The sequence below is a fragment of the Pseudomonas sp. Sample_10 genome, assembly GCF_004321495.1.
In the GTDB taxonomy this organism is placed as follows: domain Bacteria; phylum Pseudomonadota; class Gammaproteobacteria; order Pseudomonadales; family Pseudomonadaceae; genus Aquipseudomonas.
This window is the reverse complement of the sequence record NZ_RCOE01000047.1, coordinates 1-17,291: the sequence shown is the minus strand read 5'-3', so window position 1 is coordinate 17,291 and position 17,291 is coordinate 1. Positions and strand designations below refer to the sequence as shown.

Below are 17,291 nucleotides of genomic sequence, written 5' to 3'. Positions count from 1 at the left end.
GGAACGCGGAGCGTGACTTGAGGCATTCCCACGCAGAGCGTAGGAACGATCATCACTCAGGCGACGACCCCTGGCACCAGCGGAAATTCCAGGCTGGCAATGAATCCCCCCTCAGGATGATTGGCCAGCACCAGGCTCCCGCCATGCCGCTCCGCCGCACGCCGGGCGATGGCCAGACCCAGGCCATGCCCGGGCGCTGTCTGCCCGGGTGCCCGATAGAACGGCTCACCGAGCTGATTCAAGTGTTCGGTGTTTACCCCCGGCCCATGATCGCGCACGGTCACGACAATTTTCTCGCCATGACGTAGCGCCTGCATTTCAATCGGCAGCCCCCCTGGGGGATTGAAACGCTGGGCGTTGCGCAACAGGTTGTCCACGGCGCGCTCGATCATGGTCGGCCAGCCGGTGAGATTCAATTGTGGTTCGGCTTCCAGATGCACGAGTTGGTCAGGTGAGCCCAGTTGAGCATCTTTTTGCAAGGCATTGAGCAGCGCATTGAGATCCACCTCTTCGGCGCTGGCGTTATCGGCATCGACTCGCGCCAATACCAGAATCTCGCTGATCAGTGCTTCGAGCCGGTCGCACTCACGGGTCAGGCGCGGCCAGAGCTTTTCCCGTTCTTCAGGCGTGGCCCGTTCGGCCAATGCCAGCGCTATGCGCAGGCGGGCGAGGGGGGAGCGCAATTCGTGGGACACGTCACGCAGCAATTGCCGCTGACTGCTGATCAGGCTTTGCAGGCGTGCGCCCATGCGGTTGAAGTCGTTGGCCAGCACCCCGAACTCATCGCGGCGATTGGCCAGCTTGACCAGGCTGTTCTGCTGATAGGTGGTTTGCCCCAGATCATGCACGGCGCCGCGCAAACGGCTGAGCGGGCGGGTGATGGAGAGGGTCACGAACAGGCTGAACAGGGTCAGCACCACCAGCGCGATCCCTAGCGCACTCAATGGCCAGAGCAGGCTTTCGCGGTGCCAGGCATCGAGTTCCGGATGGGGAATGCGGTAGATCAGCAGGTAGGTATCGCCGGTTTTTTCGCTGGTGTATTCGTCGGTCAGACGACGCCAGGGCAGGCGGCGGTCATCGTTGTTCTGCCGTGCTTCGAAGGCTGCCGCGCGGCGCGGGAAGGTGCCGCGAACCACAGGGTCGCCACTTTCGTTGAGCACCTGAACGTCGATGTGATAATGGCGCTTGCGTTCCTGCAGGAGGTCTTGTGCTGCGTCCTCACCTTGAGATTCGTATATTTGCGTCCACTCTTGCGCCAGGGTGTTGAGACCCGGGTGGCGGCTGAGGATCCAGGCATCCTGGTTGAGCATGTGCCCGAGCAGAATGGAAAGCCCTGCAACCAGAGCGATGGCCAGCCAGAAGCTGGCCAGGATCCGCCAGAACAATGAACGCACAGAAAATCCTCGAACCAGACACAAATCAATGTAGGAGTGAGCCTGCTCGCGATGACGGTGTCTGAGTCAATAGTTGTATCAACTGACACTCCGTCATCGCGAGCAGGCTCACTCCTGCATGGAATCAATAACATCAGACCCAACGGTGTTCAGCCGTTGGGTCCTGGTTAACGCATTATTGCGCTTTTTGCGGTTGTTGCGCTTTCCAGGCCTTGAATTCGGCCCATTCGGCGCGACGCTCAGCCTGCTTTTTCTGGATTTCGTCGAATTTCTTCTGCTGATCCGGTTTCAGCAAGGCGCGGACATCAGCCTCCGCTTTTTTGTGGTTGGCGGCCATTTCGTCCTTCATGGCTTTCTGGTCGGCTGGCGACAGTTTCTCCAGGTATTTGTCGACCAGTTGCTTACGCTCATGCATCTGCTCGCCCATGATCTTGCGGATCTGCTCACGCTGTTCGCGGCTCAGGTCCAGCTGGCTGTAGGGGCCTTTACCGTGCATCCCGTGCATCTGACCGCCGTGGCGCGGGCTATCCATCGACCCATCCATCGGGCCGTGACCTTCAGGCATGGCCATGGCGACGGTGGGCAGGGCGGCGGCGAACATCAGAGCGATTAGGGTCTTGCGCATGGTGAATCTCCTTGTCTCATTCCCGGTACGTTCCGGATGAGTACAGATTACGCAGATCAAGGTCAGCGGCAGTCAGCGGAGTGTAAGGCTTGGGTAAAGATGGTTTTCTACCTTCCTGACAAAACAAACCCTGTGGGAACCGGTTGCCAGCGATGGCGTCATTGTTTTCGACGCATGGCTCAAGGCCCATAGCAGGCAAGCCAGCTCCCACAGTCAATCGGGTTGGGTTCAGAGACTGTAGTAATAGCCGCGGCTACGCAGGGCCACGATGCGCGGACGCCCATCGGGGTGCGGGCCGATTTTCTTGCGCAGGTTGCTGACGTGCATGTCCAGGCTGCGGTCATACAGGGTCAGCTTGCGGCCGAGGGCGATTTGCGCCAGTTCCTGTTTGTCCAGTGGCTCGCCGGGCTGCTTGAGCAGGGCTTCGAGCAGACGGCTTTCGGAAACCGTCAGGGTCAGTTCCTTTTCATCGATGCTGACCACACCGCGTACCGGGCTGAAACACAAGTCGCCCAGTTCCAATTGGCTGGACACCGCGGCCGGATGGCTGCGACGCAACACGGCGCGCAGCCGGGCGGTCAGCTCACGCGGGTCGCACGGTTTGGCCAGGTAATCATCGGCACCCAGTTCCAGACCCAGGATGCGATCCAGGGGTTCGCCGCGGGCCGAGAGCATCAGCACCGGCAGATCCGGGTGATCACTGCGTAACTGCTTGAGCAGTTCCAGGCCGCTGCCGTCCGGCAGCATCACATCCAGAACCACGGCCGCCGGAGAGGTTTCAGCCAGCGCACGACGGGCGCTCTGGCCATCGTGGCAGGCGCGAACCTGAAAGCCTTCCTGACTCAGCCAACTGCTCAGAAGCTCACACAGCTCCTGATCATCATCAATTAATAACAGTTCGCTCATGACTCACTCAATTTAGCCATTGTCGACGTTTTCGCCGTGCACCACTGGCGAAGATACCGCAGAGCAGGGCCAATAGCGCTACCCCGGCGCCAATGACGAACCACTGTTGCTGATCGGTCAGCAAACGCGGCAACACGCTGCCGGCCTGGGCCTCCTTGAGTTGCAGCTTCAGGCGCTGGTTCTCCTGGCGCAACCGGGTCAGCTGGGCGCTTTCGCGTTCGCCATCGGCATTCTGCAATTGTTTGCTCAGTTCTTCCCGTTGCCGTTCGCTTTCTTTCAAGCGTTGCTGCAACTCGTTGATCTGGCTGCCGGCGCTCAGGGACAAAGGCGTCGAACTGCCACCCTCGGAGCTTTCCTCACCGTGGGCGGGGGCCATGATCGACAACGTGACCAACAACAGACACAACGGACCTTTGCGCATCGCGACTCCTGATTCCAATACGAGTATTGGGAAGTTGTCGGCCGGCAAACGGGAATAATGAGCGCTTGAGAACGCGATGAACCGATAAGGTTCACCGCGTGAGGGAGGCGTTACGGCAGGACTTGCTTGAACGGTTTGACCAGAACGCTGGCGTAGACGCCTGCGGCGATGTACGGATCGGCATCGGCCCAGGCTTGTGCGGCGCTCAGCGAATCGAATTCGGCGACGATCAGGCTGCCGGTGAAACCCGCTGCGCCCGGATCATTGCTGTCGACAGCCGGATGTGGACCGGCCAGAACGATGCGACCTTCACCCTTGAGCACTTGCAGACGCTCAAGGTGCGCAGGCCGTGCGGCCAGGCGGGCTTCCAGGGAGTTGGCGACGTCTGTGGCAATGATTGCGTAAAGCATGTCAGTCCTCGGTTTTTGGCGATGGGGTATCGGCGTCGTGCAGATGACGGGACAGGTAGATGCCCTGGCCAATCAGGAACAGCAAGGTCATGCCCAGGCTGCCGAAGACCTTGAAGTCTACCCAGTAGCTCTGGAAGGTGAACGCGACGAACAGGTTGGCGGCACCGCAAAACAGGAAAAACACGATCCAGGCGATGTTCAGGCGCGTCCAGACAGGTTCCGGCAACGTCAGCGCGTGGCCCATGATGCGTTTGATCAGCAGGCGGTCACCGATGAAGTGGCTGCCGATGAAGCCCAGGGCGAACAGCCAGTTGACCACCGGCGCCTTCCATTTGAGGAAGGTTTCGCTGTGGAAGGCCAGGGTCAGGCTGCCGAAGACCAGACAGGCGACGAGGGTCAGCCACTGGCTCTTCTCCAGCTTGCGCTGTTTGATGAACAGCGCGCCGTAGACCACCAGCGAACTGATGATCAGCATCGCGGTAGCGCTGTAAATACCGCCTACAGTTACCTCATGGCCGGCGATGTCGACGACCCGTGGATCGATTTTGAAGACGATGAAAAACAGCAGGAGCGGGATGAAATCGATGAATTGTTTCACAGTGGCAGCCAGAAGCAGGATGTGGCGGCATAATAACAAACATATGGGCGCGCGATAGCGCCAGCTGATTTGAGGTTACAAAGCCCTGTGAATGTTGATTTGCACTGCCATAGCACGGCCTCCGATGGCGCCCTGGCGCCTGCGGTACTGGTTGCGCGTGCATTCGAGAAAGGCGTGCGAGTCCTGGCCTTGACCGATCACGATACCCTTGAAGGCATCGCCGAGGCCCGCGAAGCGGCGGATGCGCTGGGAATGCAACTGGTCAATGGCATCGAATTGTCCTGCACCTGGGGCGGGGCGACCATTCATGTGCTGGGCTACGGTTTCGACGTCCATGCCGCGCCATTGGTCGAGGCGATTGCCAAATTGCACGATGGCCGCTGGCTACGGTCCGAAGAAATAAGTCGCAAACTGGCGTTGAAAGGCATGCCGGGGGCGCTGGAAGGCGCCCGGCAGATCCAGCAGGAGCTGGGCGACAGTGGCAACGCTCCGGCCCGGCCGCATTTTGCCGACTGGATGGTCCGCGAAGGTTTTGTAAAGGATCGCGCCGAAGCGTTCCGCAAATGGCTGGGTGCCGGCAAGCTGGGCGACGTCAAGCAACACTGGCCGACCCTTGAAGACACCGTCGAAACCCTGCGCGCGGCCAAGGCCTGGGTCAGTCTGGCCCATCCTTGGCATTACGAGTTCACTCGCAGCAAGCGTCGTCGCCTGATTGCCGACTATATTCAAGCAGGCGGCCACGCGATCGAAGTGGTCAATGGCTATCAGCCCGCCGAGCAAGTGGGCAGCCTGGCCATCCTGGCTCGCGAGTTCGGTCTGCTGGTCAGCGCCGGCAGTGATTTCCATGGCCCGGGCGGGTGGTCGGAAATCGGTGAGTACCGCCCGCTCCCGGAGGATCTGCCACCCCTGTGGTGCCGATTCAAACATGACCCAGTTATTGCCGCCGTCTGAACAGGTAGAGAATGTGAGTCAATTTTTCCAGATTCATCCGGAAAACCCGCAAGCGCGCCTGATCAAACAGGCTGTCGAGATCATCCGTAGCGGCGGGGTGGTGATTTATCCCACGGACTCCTCCTACGCCATCGGTTGCCAGATCGGCGACAAGGTCGCCGTGGAGCGTGTGCGCCGTTTGCGTGGCCTGGACGACAAGCACAACTTCGCACTGATCTGCAGCGACCTGTCGCAACTGGGCCTGTTCGCCAAGATCGATACCGGCACTTTCCGCATTCTCAAGGCTCATCTGCCGGGGCCGTACACCTTCATTCTCAACGCCACCCGTGAAGTCCCGCGGCTGTTGCTGCACCCGAAAAAACGCACCATCGGCCTGCGGGTGCCGAGCCATCCGATCGCCTTGGCGTTGCTGGACCAACTCGGCGAGCCGCTGATGAGCGTGAGCCTGATCATGCCCGGTGAAACTGACCCGATGTTTGATCCTTATGAAATGCGCCAATTGCTCGAGCATCAGGTCGACCTGATCATCGACGGCGGTTTCGGCGGAATCAAGGCCTCCACGGTGATCAACCTCGCCGATGGCGAACCGGAAGTGATCCGCGTCGGTTGCGGCGATCCAACGCCGTTCATGGCCGAGGCGTAGATGTCTGCAGTAGAACCCGTCGACAGTCAGGCCGGAGCCCAGCAAGAGCTGCCATTCGCCATGGTCTATGGCCAGGCGGTCATGGAAATGCCGCTGGATCTGTACATCCCGCCGGATGCGCTGGAAGTCTTTCTCGAAGCCTTCGAAGGCCCGCTCGACCTGTTGCTGTACCTGATCCGCAAACAGAACATCAACATCCTCGACATCCCGGTGGCGGAAATCACCCGCCAGTACATGGGTTATGTCGAACTGATGCAGTCGGTGCGCCTGGAACTGGCCGCCGAATATCTGGTGATGGCCGCGATGCTGGCCGAGATCAAGTCGCGAATGCTGCTGCCGCGGGCCGAAACCGTCGAGGAAGAGGAAGAGGATCCGCGTGCCGAACTGATCCGCCGCTTGCAGGAGTACGAGCGTTTCAAGGCTGCGGCTGAAGGCATCGACGGCCTGAGTCGTGTGGGTCGCGATGTGCTGGTGCCCAAGCTCGACGCCCCGGAGGCACGGGCGCGCAAGTTGTTGCCGGATGTGCGCTTGTCAGAGTTGTTGATGTCGATGGCGGAAGTGTTACGCCGCGGCGACATGTTCGAAAGCCATCAGGTCAGCCGCGAGGCACTGTCGACCCGCGAACGCATGAGCGATGTACTGGAACGGCTCAAAGGCGGCGGTTTCGTGCCGTTCGTCGAGCTGTTCACCGCTGAAGAAGGGCGCCTGGGGGTTGTCGTGACGTTCATGGCCGTCCTCGAACTGGTCAAGGAATCCTTGGTCGAGTTGGTGCAGAATGAGCCGTTCGCCGCGATCCATGTCCGAGCCCGAGCCGAATAACGAGTTTAATCATGAACCTGAGTGAACCCCGCGAGCTGGCGCCATTGCTTGAAGCCTTTCTGTTGGCCTCGGGAAAGCCGCAATCCCTGGACCGTCTGTTCGAACTTTTCGAAGAGGGCGAACGGCCGGAGCCGGCGGTTTTCAAGAAAGCCCTGACCCTTCTCGGCAAGTCTTGCGATGGCCGGGCGTACGAGTTGAAAGAAGTCGCTTCCGGCTATCGTCTGCAAATCCGCGAGAAGTTTTCGCCGTGGGTCGGTCGCTTGTGGGAGGAACGACCGCAGCGCTATTCGCGGGCCATGCTCGAAACCATCGCCCTGATCGCCTATCGACAGCCGATCACCCGGGGCGAAATTGAAGATGTGCGGGGGGTGGCGGTCAACAGCCAGATCGTCAAGACGCTGATGGAGCGCGAGTGGATTCGTATTGTCGGTTACCGCGATGTGCCGGGCAAACCGGCGATGTTCGCCACCACCAAGGCGTTTCTCGATCACTTCAACCTGAAAAACCTCGACGATCTGCCGCCGCTGGCCGAGTTGCGCGAACTGGAGCCCGACCCGGTGCTCGATTTCGACGACGCGCCTGTTCCGGCGGCGTTGCAGGAATTGGCAGATGCCAGCGCCGAGCCGGAAGAGCCGAAGGAGGAAACCAGTTTCCACACGCTGTTGCTGGAACTGGACAGCATGGAAGAGGGGATCAAGACCGATTTCGACGATTTGTTGCGAGATGGCGTGGCGCCTGAGTTGGATTCGGAGCAGCCGGACATCGAGCCCGAAACTGAAGTTTTGCAGATCGAACCTGAGCCGGAAATTGAACCCGAGCAGGAAGACGACATCCTCGGCGTGGCCGAGGCCCGGGAAAAACTCCTGGCTGCCGTTGCCGCACTGGAACAGCCGAAACCCGAGCCTGAACTGAGCGACGAAGAAGCCGAAGCCCTGGCCCTGGCCGAAGCCATCGAAGCCGAACGCCGCCAATTCGAAGACTGACACAACCCTGTAGGAGCCGGCTTGCTGGCGATCGCATCACCGCTATTCCTCCGATGCACCGTGGTGATGCCATCGCCAGCAAGCCGGCTCCTACAGAAGGTTTGCAACCATCGAGGTCACCGGTCGGCGGAAAATTAAGTAAGTCACCATCGATCGGCTAGTCTCTGATGCGCAAACGCCCGCATGCGCGTATGATTCGCGACCCTTCGGCGATCCCTTCGCCCGAGTACCCAGTTTTCAGAACACACCGGGAGGTGCCCAGATGAGTATCAAAGACCAGAAAGACGACCAGGAAATCGGCCCAGCAGGCGAAAAACTGCAGAAAGTCCTCGCCCGTATCGGCGTCGGCTCGCGCCGTGACGTGGAAGCCTGGATCAGCCACGGCCGCATCAAGGTCAACGGCAAAGACGCCACCCTTGGCCAGCGTGTCGACATGCACGACGCCATCACCATCGATGGCAAGGTGATCAAGCGCGAAGAGGCTGCCGAGTCGGTCCGCCGTGTGATCATGTACAACAAGCCTGATGGCGAGATCTGCACCCGTGTCGACCCGGAAGGCCGCCCAACCGTGTTCGACAAGATGCCGCGCCCTAAAGAAGGCCGCTGGATCAACATCGGTCGTCTGGACATCAACACCACTGGTTTGCTGATGTTCACTACTGACGGTGAGCTGGCCAACCGCCTGATGCACCCTTCCTACGAAATGGACCGTGAATACGCGGTACGTGTGCGTGGCGAAGTCGACGACGAGATGATCGAGCGCCTGAAGGCTGGCGTTGTCCTTGAGGACGGCCCGGCCAAGTTCACCGATATCAAGCAGGCACCCGGTGGTGAAGGTTTCAACCACTGGTATCACTGCGTGGTAATGGAAGGTCGTAACCGTGAAGTTCGTCGTCTGTGGGAATCCCAGGGCCTGGTGGTCAGCCGTCTGAAGCGCGTGCGTTTCGGCCCGGTGTTCCTCAACTCCGACCTGCCGATGGGTCGCTGGCGCGAAATGAGCCAGTACGAAGTCGACATTTTGAGTGCCGAGGTTGGCCTGACGCCGGTCGCAATGCCGCAGATGAACGCCAAGAGCAAAGACAAGCTTGACCGGATGCAGCGTAAATCGTCGCGGCCGATGGCCAAGACCGAGCGCGTGCGGACTTTGCGTCCAGCCACTGGCGCGGCCGCTGCACCTGCCGCACCACGTGCAAGCCGTGAGCCGCAGATCGAAGGCGAGCGCCCAGGTCGCAAGCCTGTTGCCCGTCAGGACGGTGAGCGCGGCCCGCGTACGCCGCGTCCGGCCAATGGCCGTACCGAGCGTGGCGAAGGTCGTGGTACGCCGGTAGCGGATCGCCCGGCCGACACCAAGCGCCCGGCCAAGCCTGCGCCGAAGCGTCCGGGGATCAAGCTGGTCGACGGTGATACGCCATCGGGCAAGCGCCGTGGTGCACCAGCGGGTTCGGGTCAGCGCCCGGGCTTCGGTCGTCGCAAGCCGGAGTGAAGCAGCGGTAAGCTTCAGGCGACAAGCTGCATGTGAAAACGCCAACCTTCGGGTTGGCGTTTTTTTTCGTCCGGCTTTATGTCTGTGCTGTTTTTGAAGGCCTCATCGCGGGCAAGCTCAATCCCACAGCGTTCTATGCCGGGTACAAAACAGTGAATAAAACACAGATCCCTGTGGGCTTGCCCGCGATGGCGCCATATGCAGCACAGAGTTGCCCAAGGTGGAAAGCCAAAATTACAGCCTGTAAAGATTTCATGACGAAATCAACGGGTAAACCCCATGAAATCGCCTTCCCCTTGGTTTCGTAAGAAAATTCTTACGCGCCATTGCCTCGCATCCATCTTTCACCGCTCTAGCCCGCTTGTTTCAATACGCCATGCAGGGTCAGATGCGCGCCATGCCTGTCGTGCAGGTGCATAACAAAAAGGAGGCGCAATGAACGCCGCAATCCGTTTTCATTTCTCCGCAAGGGGCGTTTGGTTATTCGTCCCTGTCGCTGATCCGCAAGGGTCTGATCCTTTATTTGCAGCCGTCCGACTCGTTCGGGACGGACACGGGCAATCCCGGCCATAGACACGCTTGTCCAGCGGGTCTGGCAGCAGGGGGTTAGCGGTGTACAATGCGCGCGTTTTACCTGTGACCTCCTGCGCATCTGCGCAAACCTCAAGGCTATCCGCCTTGTTCACTCCGCCGCGTCACGAGCGTGTCGGGTTCGATTTCGTCACAGATAAAAACAAACAGGTGACGCATGACCGTTGTAAATACGCTGAACTCCTGGTGCCTGCGCTGGGGTTTGATCGGTGCCGCTTAACGCCTTTGCTGAGCAGCAACGTCTTCTGAACATCATCAAACCTTGCGTGAGACCCTTTTCATGAGTGGACAAAACTCGCATTCAGGCGAGCTGAAACGCGGCCTGAAAAATCGCCACATTCAACTGATTGCCCTCGGTGGCGCGATCGGTACCGGTTTGTTCCTCGGTTCGGCCGGGGTGCTGAAATCCGCCGGGCCGTCGATGATTCTCGGCTACGCCATTTGCGGCTTCATTGCCTTCATGATCATGCGCCAACTGGGCGAAATGATTGTCGAAGAGCCGGTGGCCGGTTCCTTCAGCCACTTCGCACACAAATACTGGGGCGGTTTTGCCGGTTTCCTCTCGGGCTGGAACTGCTGGATCCTGTACATCCTGGTGGGCATGTCCGAACTGACAGCCGTCGGCAAATACATCCACTACTGGGCGCCGGACATCCCGACCTGGGCCACCGCGGCAGCGTTCTTCGTGCTGATCAATTTGATCAACCTGGCCAACGTCAAAGTGTTTGGCGAAGCCGAGTTCTGGTTCGCGATCATCAAGGTCGTGGCGATTGTCGGCATGATCGGCCTGGGCAGCTATCTGCTGGTCAGCGGTAACGGCGGCCCACAGGCTGCGGTGAGCAATCTGTGGTCCCACGGTGGCTTCTTCCCGAACGGCGTCAGCGGTCTGGTGATGGCCATGGCAATCATCATGTTCTCTTTCGGCGGCCTGGAAATGCTCGGTTTTACCGCCGCCGAAGCCGACAAACCGAAAACCGTGATCCCGAAAGCGATCAACCAGGTGATCTACCGGATCCTGATTTTCTACATCGGCGCACTGGTGATCCTGCTGTCGTTGACTCCATGGGACAGCCTGCTGACTACCCTGAACGCTTCCGGTGATTCCTACAGCGGCAGCCCGTTCGTGCAAGTGTTCTCGATGCTGGGCAGCAACACCGCCGCGCACATCCTCAACTTCGTGGTCCTGACGGCGGCGTTGTCGGTGTACAACAGCGGCACCTACTGCAACAGCCGCATGCTGTTGGGCATGGCCGAACAGGGCGATGCGCCGAAGGCTCTGGCGAAGATCGACAAGCGTGGCGTGCCGGTTCGTTCGATCCTGGCGTCGGCTGCGGTGACGTTGATTGCGGTCCTGCTGAACTACCTGATTCCACAGAACGCACTGGAACTGCTGATGTCGCTGGTAGTAGCGACCCTGGTGATCAACTGGGCGATGATCAGCTTCTCGCACTTCAAGTTCCGCCAGCACATGAACAAAACCAGACAGACGCCGTTGTTCAAGGCCCTGTGGTACCCGTACGGGAACTACGTCTGCCTGGCGTTCGTGGTGTTCATCCTTGGCGTGATGCTGATGATCCCGGGGATCCAGATCTCGGTGTACGCGATTCCGGTGTGGGTCGTGTTCATGTGGGTTTGCTACGGCATCAAGAACAAGCGCAGTGCCCAGCGTGCCATGCAGGCAGCGGTGGAGTAACTCCGCGCAAAAACAACAAACCCGGCCAAGTGCCGGGTTTTTTGTTTTCAGGCTTCACACAAAACCCTGTGGGAGCGGGCTTGCCCGCGATGGCGGAGTGTCAGGCGCTATCAATATTGAATGTGCCGGCCTCTTCGCGGGCAAGCCCGCTCCCACAGGTTTATCAGCGCATCATTCGCGGTATCCTGCACGCTCTGACTACGGACGTTTTTCCATGCTGGTGATTTCCAACAATGTGCATCTGCCGGATGCCGAGATCGAGTTGACCGCCATTCGTGCCCAGGGCGCGGGTGGGCAGAACGTCAACAAGGTGTCGAGCGCGGTGCATCTGCGCTTCGACATTCCGGCGTCTTCCTTGCCTGAGTTCTACAAGGAGCGGCTGCTGGCATTGCGCGACAGTCGGATCACCAGTGACGGCGTGCTGATCATCAAGGCCCAGCAATATCGCACGCAAGAACAGAACCGCGCCGATGCCCTGGAGCGTTTGGTCGAACTGATCCAGAGCGCCACCAAGGTCGAAAAGAAACGCCGCCCGACCAAACCGACCCTTGGCTCGAAAACCCGTCGGCTCGAATCCAAGAGCAAGCGCGGCAACATCAAGGCCGGGCGTGGTAAGGTCGATTTCTAGCGCGCATCCCGGGTTTCACGCAGCTTCGGAGCCTGACGATACAAGTAGACGCTGAGCGCCAGGCCACTGAGTGCCGCCAGCGCGGCGAACAAAAAGATCGACGCAAAACCGAAACCGGCCGCAATGGCACCGGCCAGCGGTCCGGTGATCCCCAGCGACAAATCGATGAACAGTGAATAAGCCCCCACTGCCGCGCCACGGCTGGAGGCGGGCACCAGATTGACCGCTTCCACACCGAGCGCCGGAAACACCAGCGAGAAACCGAAACCCGTCAAAGCCGCGCCTGCCAGCGCCCAGTACGCGTCGGGTGCCAGCCACAGCAACAACAGGCCCAGGGTTTCTACCGACAAACAGGCAATCGCCACGCGAAAGCCGCCGAGGCGGTTGATCAGGTTGCCGAACAAAAGGCGCGCGCCAATGAAGCTGGCACCGAACAGGCTCAGGCATAACACCGCGTTGTCCCAGTGCTGCGTGGCGTAATACAACGTAATGAACGTGGCGATGGTGCCGAAACCGATGGAGCCCAAGGCCAGGCCGCAGCCGTGCGGCAATACTCGGCCGAGCACATGCATGAATGGCAAGCGCTCACCGACAACAATGGGCGCGGCGGTTTTCGGCCAGGCCAGCAGCAGGCCAAGCGCAGCCAGCAGCACGATGCTGACGCCCATGCTCCACAAGCCCATTTTGCTGACCAGCAATACGCCCAGCGGCGCGCCGACCGCCAGCGCGCCATAGCTGGCAATACCGTTCCACGAAATGACCTTGGCGGTGTTCGCCGCGCCGACGCGGCCGATGCCCCAGCCAATTGAACCCGAGCCCACCAGACTTTCCGCGCTGCCCAGGACCAGGCGGCCGATCAACAGGCTGATCAGGCTGAGCATCGGCAAGCTTTGCGTCCAGGCTGAAATCAGCATGAACACACCGCTCAAGCCACAACCGGCGAGGCCATACATGACCGCCAGTTTGCTGCCTTTGTTGTCGATGATTTTCCCGGCATACGGGCGGCTGAGCAGGGTGGCCAGGTACTGCACGCTGATTACCAGGCCCGCAATCACTGCGCCGAAGCCCAGATCGCTATGGACATAACCGGGCAATACGGCCAAGGGGATGCCGATGTTCAGGTAGCCGATGAAGGTAAAAAGGACGATGGATACAACTTGCAGCGTGACCGCCAAGGGGCGCTGGTGTTCAGGCATGGGTAAAGGTCCACGGTAAAGCAGGATAGATAGGCTGCTTATGATAGCGGTGCTGGCTGTCGTGGGTTGTGAAAAAGTAAAACTATTTGCCGGGCGGTGTCACTCGGGCTTGGCAGGGGCAACCAGTTGCGTGGTGACCAGTGCAGCCAAGGCATTTTCTTCGGTGCCGAAGCGGGCAAGCAAAGCGGCTTGTTTCTCGGGGGAGAGGCGATTCCAGATCTCGATCATTTTCTCGGCGGTGCCGATCAGGACGCTGGCCTGGGCTTCGCTAAATTCATCGGTCATGGTTCAAGGCTCGTTCAGGCAGTGTGGAAAGCGCATGTTAGCGCTTTCCACACGGTCTGTACGGCGGGTGTTTCAGTCTTCTCTGTCAGCCTGGCGGCTGTCAGGTGCTTCTTTTGGCTCGGGCTGTTGGGCACCGGCTTGTTGCGTGGTCGTCTGCTCAGGTACGTGCAGGCTTGGGAAGGGGAGATTAGGAATCTCGTGCATGGTTGCGCTCCTCGCTAAGTCTGTTGATAGATCTGGTAGATCCGCGCTTTTAAAAAAGCCTGGGCAGGATACAGCACTAAAAATGACAATCGGACTTTTATATCCATTTGTTTCGACGGATGGAGTTGTCTATACAAATCGGTAGATTCGCGCACATACAACTGTGGGAGCGAGCCTGCTCGCGATGCGGTGTGTCATTCAACGGTGTTGTTGACTTATTGACCGCTATCGCGAGCAGGCTCGCTCCCACAGAGGGACTCGCAGTATTTGCGATTTTACTTGCAGACGCTGGCAATCGCCTCGGCCAGCAAATCCAGACGCGTGGCATCAATCCCCGCCACGTTGGCCCGGCCTGAGCTGACCATGTACACGCTGTGGTGATCGCGCAGGTTCTTCACTTGCTCCGGCGACAGGCCGGTATAGGAGAACATCCCGCGCTGCACGCCAATGTGCGCAAATCGCTCGCGCAAACCGTGGGGCTCGAGTGCTTCCACCAGACCGCTGCGCAGCTGGGCGATACGCAGGCGCATCGCTTCCACTTCGTCGGCCCACAGGCGTTTGAGCTCCGGATCGCCGAGGATGGTTGCGACGACGGCAGCACCGTGGTCCGGCGGTGTCGACCACAGGTTGCGGGCGATGTTGGCCAATTGACTGCGGATATCGGTGAGTTTGTCGGCGGTTTTCGCGCAGACAATCAGCGCACCGGTACGGTCGCGGTACAGCCCGAAGTTCTTCGAGCAGGAGCTGGTGATCAGCACCTCCGGCAGCTCGGCGGCGAACAGTCGGGTGGACCAGGCATCCTGTTCCAGACCATCGCCGAAGCCCTGATAAGCGAAGTCGATCAGCGGCAGCAGCTCGCGTTTGCGAACAACTTCAAGCACCCGGCGCCAGTCCTCGTGGGACAGATCGAACCCGGTCGGGTTGTGGCAGCAGGCATGCAGCAACACCACGTCGCCCTTTGGGGCTTCATTGAGCGCAGCGAGCATCCCGTCGACGTCGAGTCGGTTGTCACTGCCCACGTACGGGTAATGACTGACCTTGACCTTGGCTGCTGCGAAAATCGTTTCGTGGATTGGCCAGGTCGGGTTGCTCAGCCATACCCCGCGACCCGGCAGGCATTGGGCGATGAAGTCAGCACTCAGGCGCAACGCTCCGGTGCCGCCGGGCGTTTGGGTGGCGCCAGCGCGCTGTGACTCGATCAGCTTGGAATCGGCGCCAAGCACCAATTCATTGATCGCTTTGCCAAATGCAGGTTCGCCGTGACCACCAATGTAGGTCTTGGTGGTCTGACGTTCCACCAGGCGCGCCTCGGCCAGCTTCACCGATTGCGGAATCGGCGTCAGGCCCTGGGCGTCCTTATAGACGCCCACGCCAAGGTCGAACTTGCGCGGATTCGGGTCCTGCGCATAAGCCTCCATCAGGCCCAGGATCGGGTCGCCGGGCACGCGGCCGATGGCGTCGAAGTGCATTACTTGCGGCCCTCGGCGTCCTTGGCAACGATGTCAGTGCGCGCGGCCATGATGAAGTCATTGCGGTGCAAGCCTTTGATCGAGTGGCTCCACCAGGTCACGGTGACTTTGCCCCATTCGGTCAGCAGGCCCGGGTGGTGACCTTCGGCCTCGGAGATTTCACCGACAGCGTTGGTGAACGCCAGGGCGTGTTTGAAGTTCTTGAACAGGAAAATCTTTTCCAGCTGCATGATGCCGTCGCGGACTTCGATGTTCCAATCCGGGATCTGCTTGATCAGGATCGGCAGTTCTTCGTCGCTGACCTGTGGAGCATCGGCGCGGCAGGCTTCGCAATGGGCTTGGGTAAGTGCGGTCATGATGTGTTCCTGAAATCGAATGTTGAAAATCGGCCGTCAGTAGCGCCCACGCTAATGCAAAGCGTCGGTTTCTGACAGGCTCACTTGATTCTAAAAGCGACGGATCACGCGGCTTTTGGTTTGGGCGGAAATTTTGGTGCGTGAAGACCCATCTGCATCGCTTGCTTGACCATGCCCATGATGTCTTCGTGGGCGAGGTCGAACAGGCGCTTGAGGTTCGGCAGCGCGAAATACAGTGGCTGCAAAATGTCGATGCGGTACGGCGTGCGCATGCATTCCAGCGGGTCGAACGCCTGGTGTTCGGGTTCGTCCGACAGGCAATAAACGGTTTCTTTAGGCGAGGACAGAATGCCGCCGCCGTAGATGCGCTGGCCTTGTGGAGTGTCGACCAGGCCGAACTCGATGGTCATCCAGTACAGGCGCGCCAGATACACGCGCTCTTCCTTGGTCGCTTGCAGGCCAAGCTTGCCGTAGGTGTGGGTGAATTCGGCGAACCAAGGGTTGGTCAGCAACGGACAGTGGCCGAAGATCTCGTGGAAAATATCCGGCTCTTGCAGGTAATCCAGCTCTTCGCGGGTACGAATAAAGGTGGCCACCGGAAACTGCTTGCTGGCGAGCAATTCGAAAAAGGTCTGGAAGGGGATCAGCGCCGGTACACGGGCGACCTGCCAACCGGTGGTTTCACCGAGGACCTTGTTGATCTCGCCCAATTGCGGAATGCGGTCGTGGGGCAGACCGAGTTTTTCGATACCGTCCAGGTATTCCTGGCACGCACGCCCTTCGATCACTTTCAGTTGGCGAGTGATCAGCGTGTTCCACACCGCATGTTCTTCGGCGGGGTAGTCGATAAAACCTTGCGCATCGGGCTCGCGAGCCACGTATTGCGTCTGCTTCATGCTGCTCTCCTGCTAAGGGATTTCATTCTTGTTATGTGCTGCTATGGACCCAGAAATAACCCATGAATTGCGTGATGGCAGCAGGTGATCCCCGTTGTGCGTAGGAAAATTCTCCAACTATCGTAAAGTTTTCGTTACGTTTTATAGGTTGTCGCGCAGGTGTTGAGATTGGTGGGTGGGAAAAGCGCTCCACCTGTCACATAATCTTGACGACTAACTGAGCGCTCCAGCAGAAATATTCTTGCCGTGGGCCTCATTCACCACTGTTCGGGCCTTTATATGCGTATCAAAGTCCACTGCCAGAACCGCATCGGCATCCTGCGTGACATTCTCAACCTGCTGGTGGAGTACGGCATCAACGTCGCTCGCGGTGAAGTGGGTGGTGAGCATGGCAACGCGATCTACTTGCACTGTCCGAACCTGATCAACATTCAGTTCCAGGCTTTGCGTCCGAAATTCGAAGCGATTGGCGGGGTGTTTGGCGTCAAGCGTGTAGGCCTGATGCCTAGCGAACGTCGGCACATGGAGCTCAATGCGCTGCTTGGTGCACTGGAGTTTCCAGTGCTGTCGATCGACATGGGCGGCTCGATCGTCGCGGCCAATCGTGCGGCGGCGCAGTTGCTTGGTGTTCGAGTCGATGAAGTGCCGGGGATTCCGCTGTCTCGATATGCCGAGGACTTCGATTTGCCGGAACTGGTGCGCGCCAACAAGTCGCGAATCAATGGGCTGCGGGTCAAGGT

Annotated in this window: 20 protein-coding genes; 9 read left to right on the top strand and 11 right to left on the bottom strand. The window is 59.4% G+C overall.

The window, feature by feature from the left end; all coding sequences use genetic code 11:
* Window positions 1-56: 56 nt before the first annotated feature.
* The 6 genes from D8U18_RS03840 to D8U18_RS03815 form a co-directional block, all read right to left on the bottom strand.
* Complete coding sequence (locus tag D8U18_RS03840; RefSeq protein ID WP_131107051.1) at window positions 57-1,394, bottom strand: HAMP domain-containing sensor histidine kinase; 1,338 nt, start codon at window positions 1,392-1,394, stop codon at window positions 57-59.
* Between the two features lie 175 nt (window positions 1,395-1,569).
* Complete coding sequence (locus D8U18_RS03835) at window positions 1,570-2,019, bottom strand: LTXXQ domain protein (RefSeq protein ID WP_131107050.1); 450 nt, start codon at window positions 2,017-2,019, stop codon at window positions 1,570-1,572.
* A gap of 228 nt (window positions 2,020-2,247) precedes the next feature.
* Window positions 2,248-2,925, bottom strand: coding sequence for a response regulator transcription factor (locus tag D8U18_RS03830; RefSeq protein ID WP_056853056.1), 678 nt, complete (start codon window positions 2,923-2,925; stop codon window positions 2,248-2,250).
* Between the two features lie 7 nt (window positions 2,926-2,932).
* On the bottom strand, window positions 2,933-3,346 hold the full coding sequence (locus tag D8U18_RS03825; protein ID WP_131107049.1) for a translation initiation factor 2: 414 nt from the start codon (window positions 3,344-3,346) through the stop codon (window positions 2,933-2,935).
* Window positions 3,347-3,456: 110 nt separating this feature from the next.
* Complete coding sequence (locus D8U18_RS03820; protein WP_056853054.1) at window positions 3,457-3,756, bottom strand: YciI family protein; 300 nt, start codon at window positions 3,754-3,756, stop codon at window positions 3,457-3,459.
* 1 nt (window position 3,757) lies between these two features.
* On the bottom strand, window positions 3,758-4,354 hold the full coding sequence (locus tag D8U18_RS03815; RefSeq protein WP_056853053.1) for a septation protein A: 597 nt from the start codon (window positions 4,352-4,354) through the stop codon (window positions 3,758-3,760).
* An 87-nt stretch (window positions 4,355-4,441) separates the two neighbouring features.
* Here D8U18_RS03815 and D8U18_RS03810 point away from each other — a divergent pair, with 87 nt between their 5' ends.
* From D8U18_RS03810 to arfB, 8 genes are all read left to right on the top strand, one after another.
* Entirely contained in the window at window positions 4,442-5,305 is an 864-nt protein-coding gene (locus D8U18_RS03810; protein WP_056853052.1) for a PHP domain-containing protein, read from the top strand.
* Between the two features lie 13 nt (window positions 5,306-5,318).
* Entirely contained in the window at window positions 5,319-5,948 is a 630-nt protein-coding gene (locus D8U18_RS03805; protein ID WP_130903464.1) for an L-threonylcarbamoyladenylate synthase, read from the top strand.
* A gap of 120 nt (window positions 5,949-6,068) precedes the next feature.
* A complete protein-coding gene (locus D8U18_RS03800) occupies window positions 6,069-6,767 on the top strand; it encodes a ScpA family protein (protein ID WP_177336555.1) in 699 nt (232 codons plus the stop codon).
* 11 nt (window positions 6,768-6,778) lie between these two features.
* Window positions 6,779-7,750 (top strand): SMC-Scp complex subunit ScpB, encoded by a 972-nt coding sequence (gene scpB / locus D8U18_RS03795; RefSeq protein WP_130908074.1) that lies wholly within the window; start codon window positions 6,779-6,781, stop codon window positions 7,748-7,750.
* 262 nt (window positions 7,751-8,012) lie between these two features.
* On the top strand, window positions 8,013-9,233 hold the full coding sequence (rluB, locus tag D8U18_RS03790; RefSeq protein ID WP_130903466.1) for a 23S rRNA pseudouridine(2605) synthase RluB: 1,221 nt from the start codon (window positions 8,013-8,015) through the stop codon (window positions 9,231-9,233).
* A 32-nt stretch (window positions 9,234-9,265) separates the two neighbouring features.
* Window positions 9,266-9,541, top strand: coding sequence for a hypothetical protein (locus D8U18_RS03785; protein ID WP_130903467.1), 276 nt, complete (start codon window positions 9,266-9,268; stop codon window positions 9,539-9,541).
* A 563-nt stretch (window positions 9,542-10,104) separates the two neighbouring features.
* Complete coding sequence (locus D8U18_RS03780) at window positions 10,105-11,517, top strand: amino acid permease (protein WP_056853047.1); 1,413 nt, start codon at window positions 10,105-10,107, stop codon at window positions 11,515-11,517.
* A gap of 214 nt (window positions 11,518-11,731) precedes the next feature.
* On the top strand, window positions 11,732-12,145 hold the full coding sequence (gene arfB, locus D8U18_RS03770; RefSeq protein ID WP_056853046.1) for an alternative ribosome rescue aminoacyl-tRNA hydrolase ArfB: 414 nt from the start codon (window positions 11,732-11,734) through the stop codon (window positions 12,143-12,145).
* Here the strand turns inward: arfB and D8U18_RS03765 are convergent.
* The 5 genes from D8U18_RS03765 to phhA all read right to left on the bottom strand — a co-directional run bounded on the left by D8U18_RS03765 (window position 12,142) and on the right by phhA (window position 16,551).
* Window positions 12,142-13,341 carry an MFS transporter gene (locus D8U18_RS03765; protein WP_056853045.1) on the bottom strand — a complete coding sequence of 400 codons (1,200 nt, stop codon included), beginning with the start codon at window positions 13,339-13,341 and terminating at the stop codon, window positions 12,142-12,144. The two genes, arfB and D8U18_RS03765, sit on opposite strands and share 4 nt — an antisense overlap.
* A gap of 99 nt (window positions 13,342-13,440) precedes the next feature.
* Entirely contained in the window at window positions 13,441-13,626 is a 186-nt protein-coding gene (locus tag D8U18_RS03760; protein WP_056853044.1) for a hypothetical protein, read from the bottom strand.
* Between the two features lie 479 nt (window positions 13,627-14,105).
* Window positions 14,106-15,299 carry an amino acid aminotransferase gene (locus D8U18_RS03755; RefSeq protein WP_130907921.1) on the bottom strand — a complete coding sequence of 398 codons (1,194 nt, stop codon included), beginning with the start codon at window positions 15,297-15,299 and terminating at the stop codon, window positions 14,106-14,108.
* Window positions 15,299-15,655, bottom strand: coding sequence for a 4a-hydroxytetrahydrobiopterin dehydratase (locus D8U18_RS03750; RefSeq protein ID WP_056853042.1), 357 nt, complete (start codon window positions 15,653-15,655; stop codon window positions 15,299-15,301). The genes D8U18_RS03755 and D8U18_RS03750 overlap by 1 nt, the downstream gene beginning before the upstream one ends.
* A gap of 104 nt (window positions 15,656-15,759) precedes the next feature.
* Window positions 15,760-16,551, bottom strand: coding sequence for a phenylalanine 4-monooxygenase (phhA, locus tag D8U18_RS03745; protein WP_056853041.1), 792 nt, complete (start codon window positions 16,549-16,551; stop codon window positions 15,760-15,762).
* A 279-nt stretch (window positions 16,552-16,830) separates the two neighbouring features.
* On the opposite strand from phhA, the gene D8U18_RS03740 reads away from it, so the two are divergent.
* Window positions 16,831-17,291: ACT domain-containing protein (locus D8U18_RS03740; RefSeq protein WP_131107048.1), on the top strand; the 461-nt coding region annotated here is incomplete at its 3' end.

What these genes read in the sequence shown, in the direction of transcription:
- D8U18_RS03835 (WP_131107050.1), bottom strand. Translation starts at nt 2,019, where the DNA reads ATGCGCAAGACCCTAATCGCTCTGATGTTCGCCGCCGCCCTGCCCACC.
- D8U18_RS03755 (WP_130907921.1), bottom strand. Translation starts at nt 15,299, where the DNA reads ATGCACTTCGACGCCATCGGCCGCGTGCCCGGCGACCCGATCCTGGGC.
- scpB (WP_130908074.1), top strand. Translation starts at nt 6,779, where the DNA reads ATGAACCTGAGTGAACCCCGCGAGCTGGCGCCATTGCTTGAAGCCTTT.
- phhA (WP_056853041.1), bottom strand. Translation starts at nt 16,551, where the DNA reads ATGAAGCAGACGCAATACGTGGCTCGCGAGCCCGATGCGCAAGGTTTT.
- D8U18_RS03750 (WP_056853042.1), bottom strand. Translation starts at nt 15,655, where the DNA reads ATGACCGCACTTACCCAAGCCCATTGCGAAGCCTGCCGCGCCGATGCT.
- rluB (WP_130903466.1), top strand. Translation starts at nt 8,013, where the DNA reads ATGAGTATCAAAGACCAGAAAGACGACCAGGAAATCGGCCCAGCAGGC.
- D8U18_RS03830 (WP_056853056.1), bottom strand. Translation starts at nt 2,925, where the DNA reads ATGAGCGAACTGTTATTAATTGATGATGATCAGGAGCTGTGTGAGCTT.
- arfB (WP_056853046.1), top strand. Translation starts at nt 11,732, where the DNA reads ATGCTGGTGATTTCCAACAATGTGCATCTGCCGGATGCCGAGATCGAG.
- D8U18_RS03760 (WP_056853044.1), bottom strand. Translation starts at nt 13,626, where the DNA reads ATGACCGATGAATTTAGCGAAGCCCAGGCCAGCGTCCTGATCGGCACC.
- D8U18_RS03765 (WP_056853045.1), bottom strand. Translation starts at nt 13,341, where the DNA reads ATGCCTGAACACCAGCGCCCCTTGGCGGTCACGCTGCAAGTTGTATCC.
- D8U18_RS03820 (WP_056853054.1), bottom strand. Translation starts at nt 3,756, where the DNA reads ATGCTTTACGCAATCATTGCCACAGACGTCGCCAACTCCCTGGAAGCC.
- D8U18_RS03825 (WP_131107049.1), bottom strand. Translation starts at nt 3,346, where the DNA reads ATGCGCAAAGGTCCGTTGTGTCTGTTGTTGGTCACGTTGTCGATCATG.
- D8U18_RS03780 (WP_056853047.1), top strand. Translation starts at nt 10,105, where the DNA reads ATGAGTGGACAAAACTCGCATTCAGGCGAGCTGAAACGCGGCCTGAAA.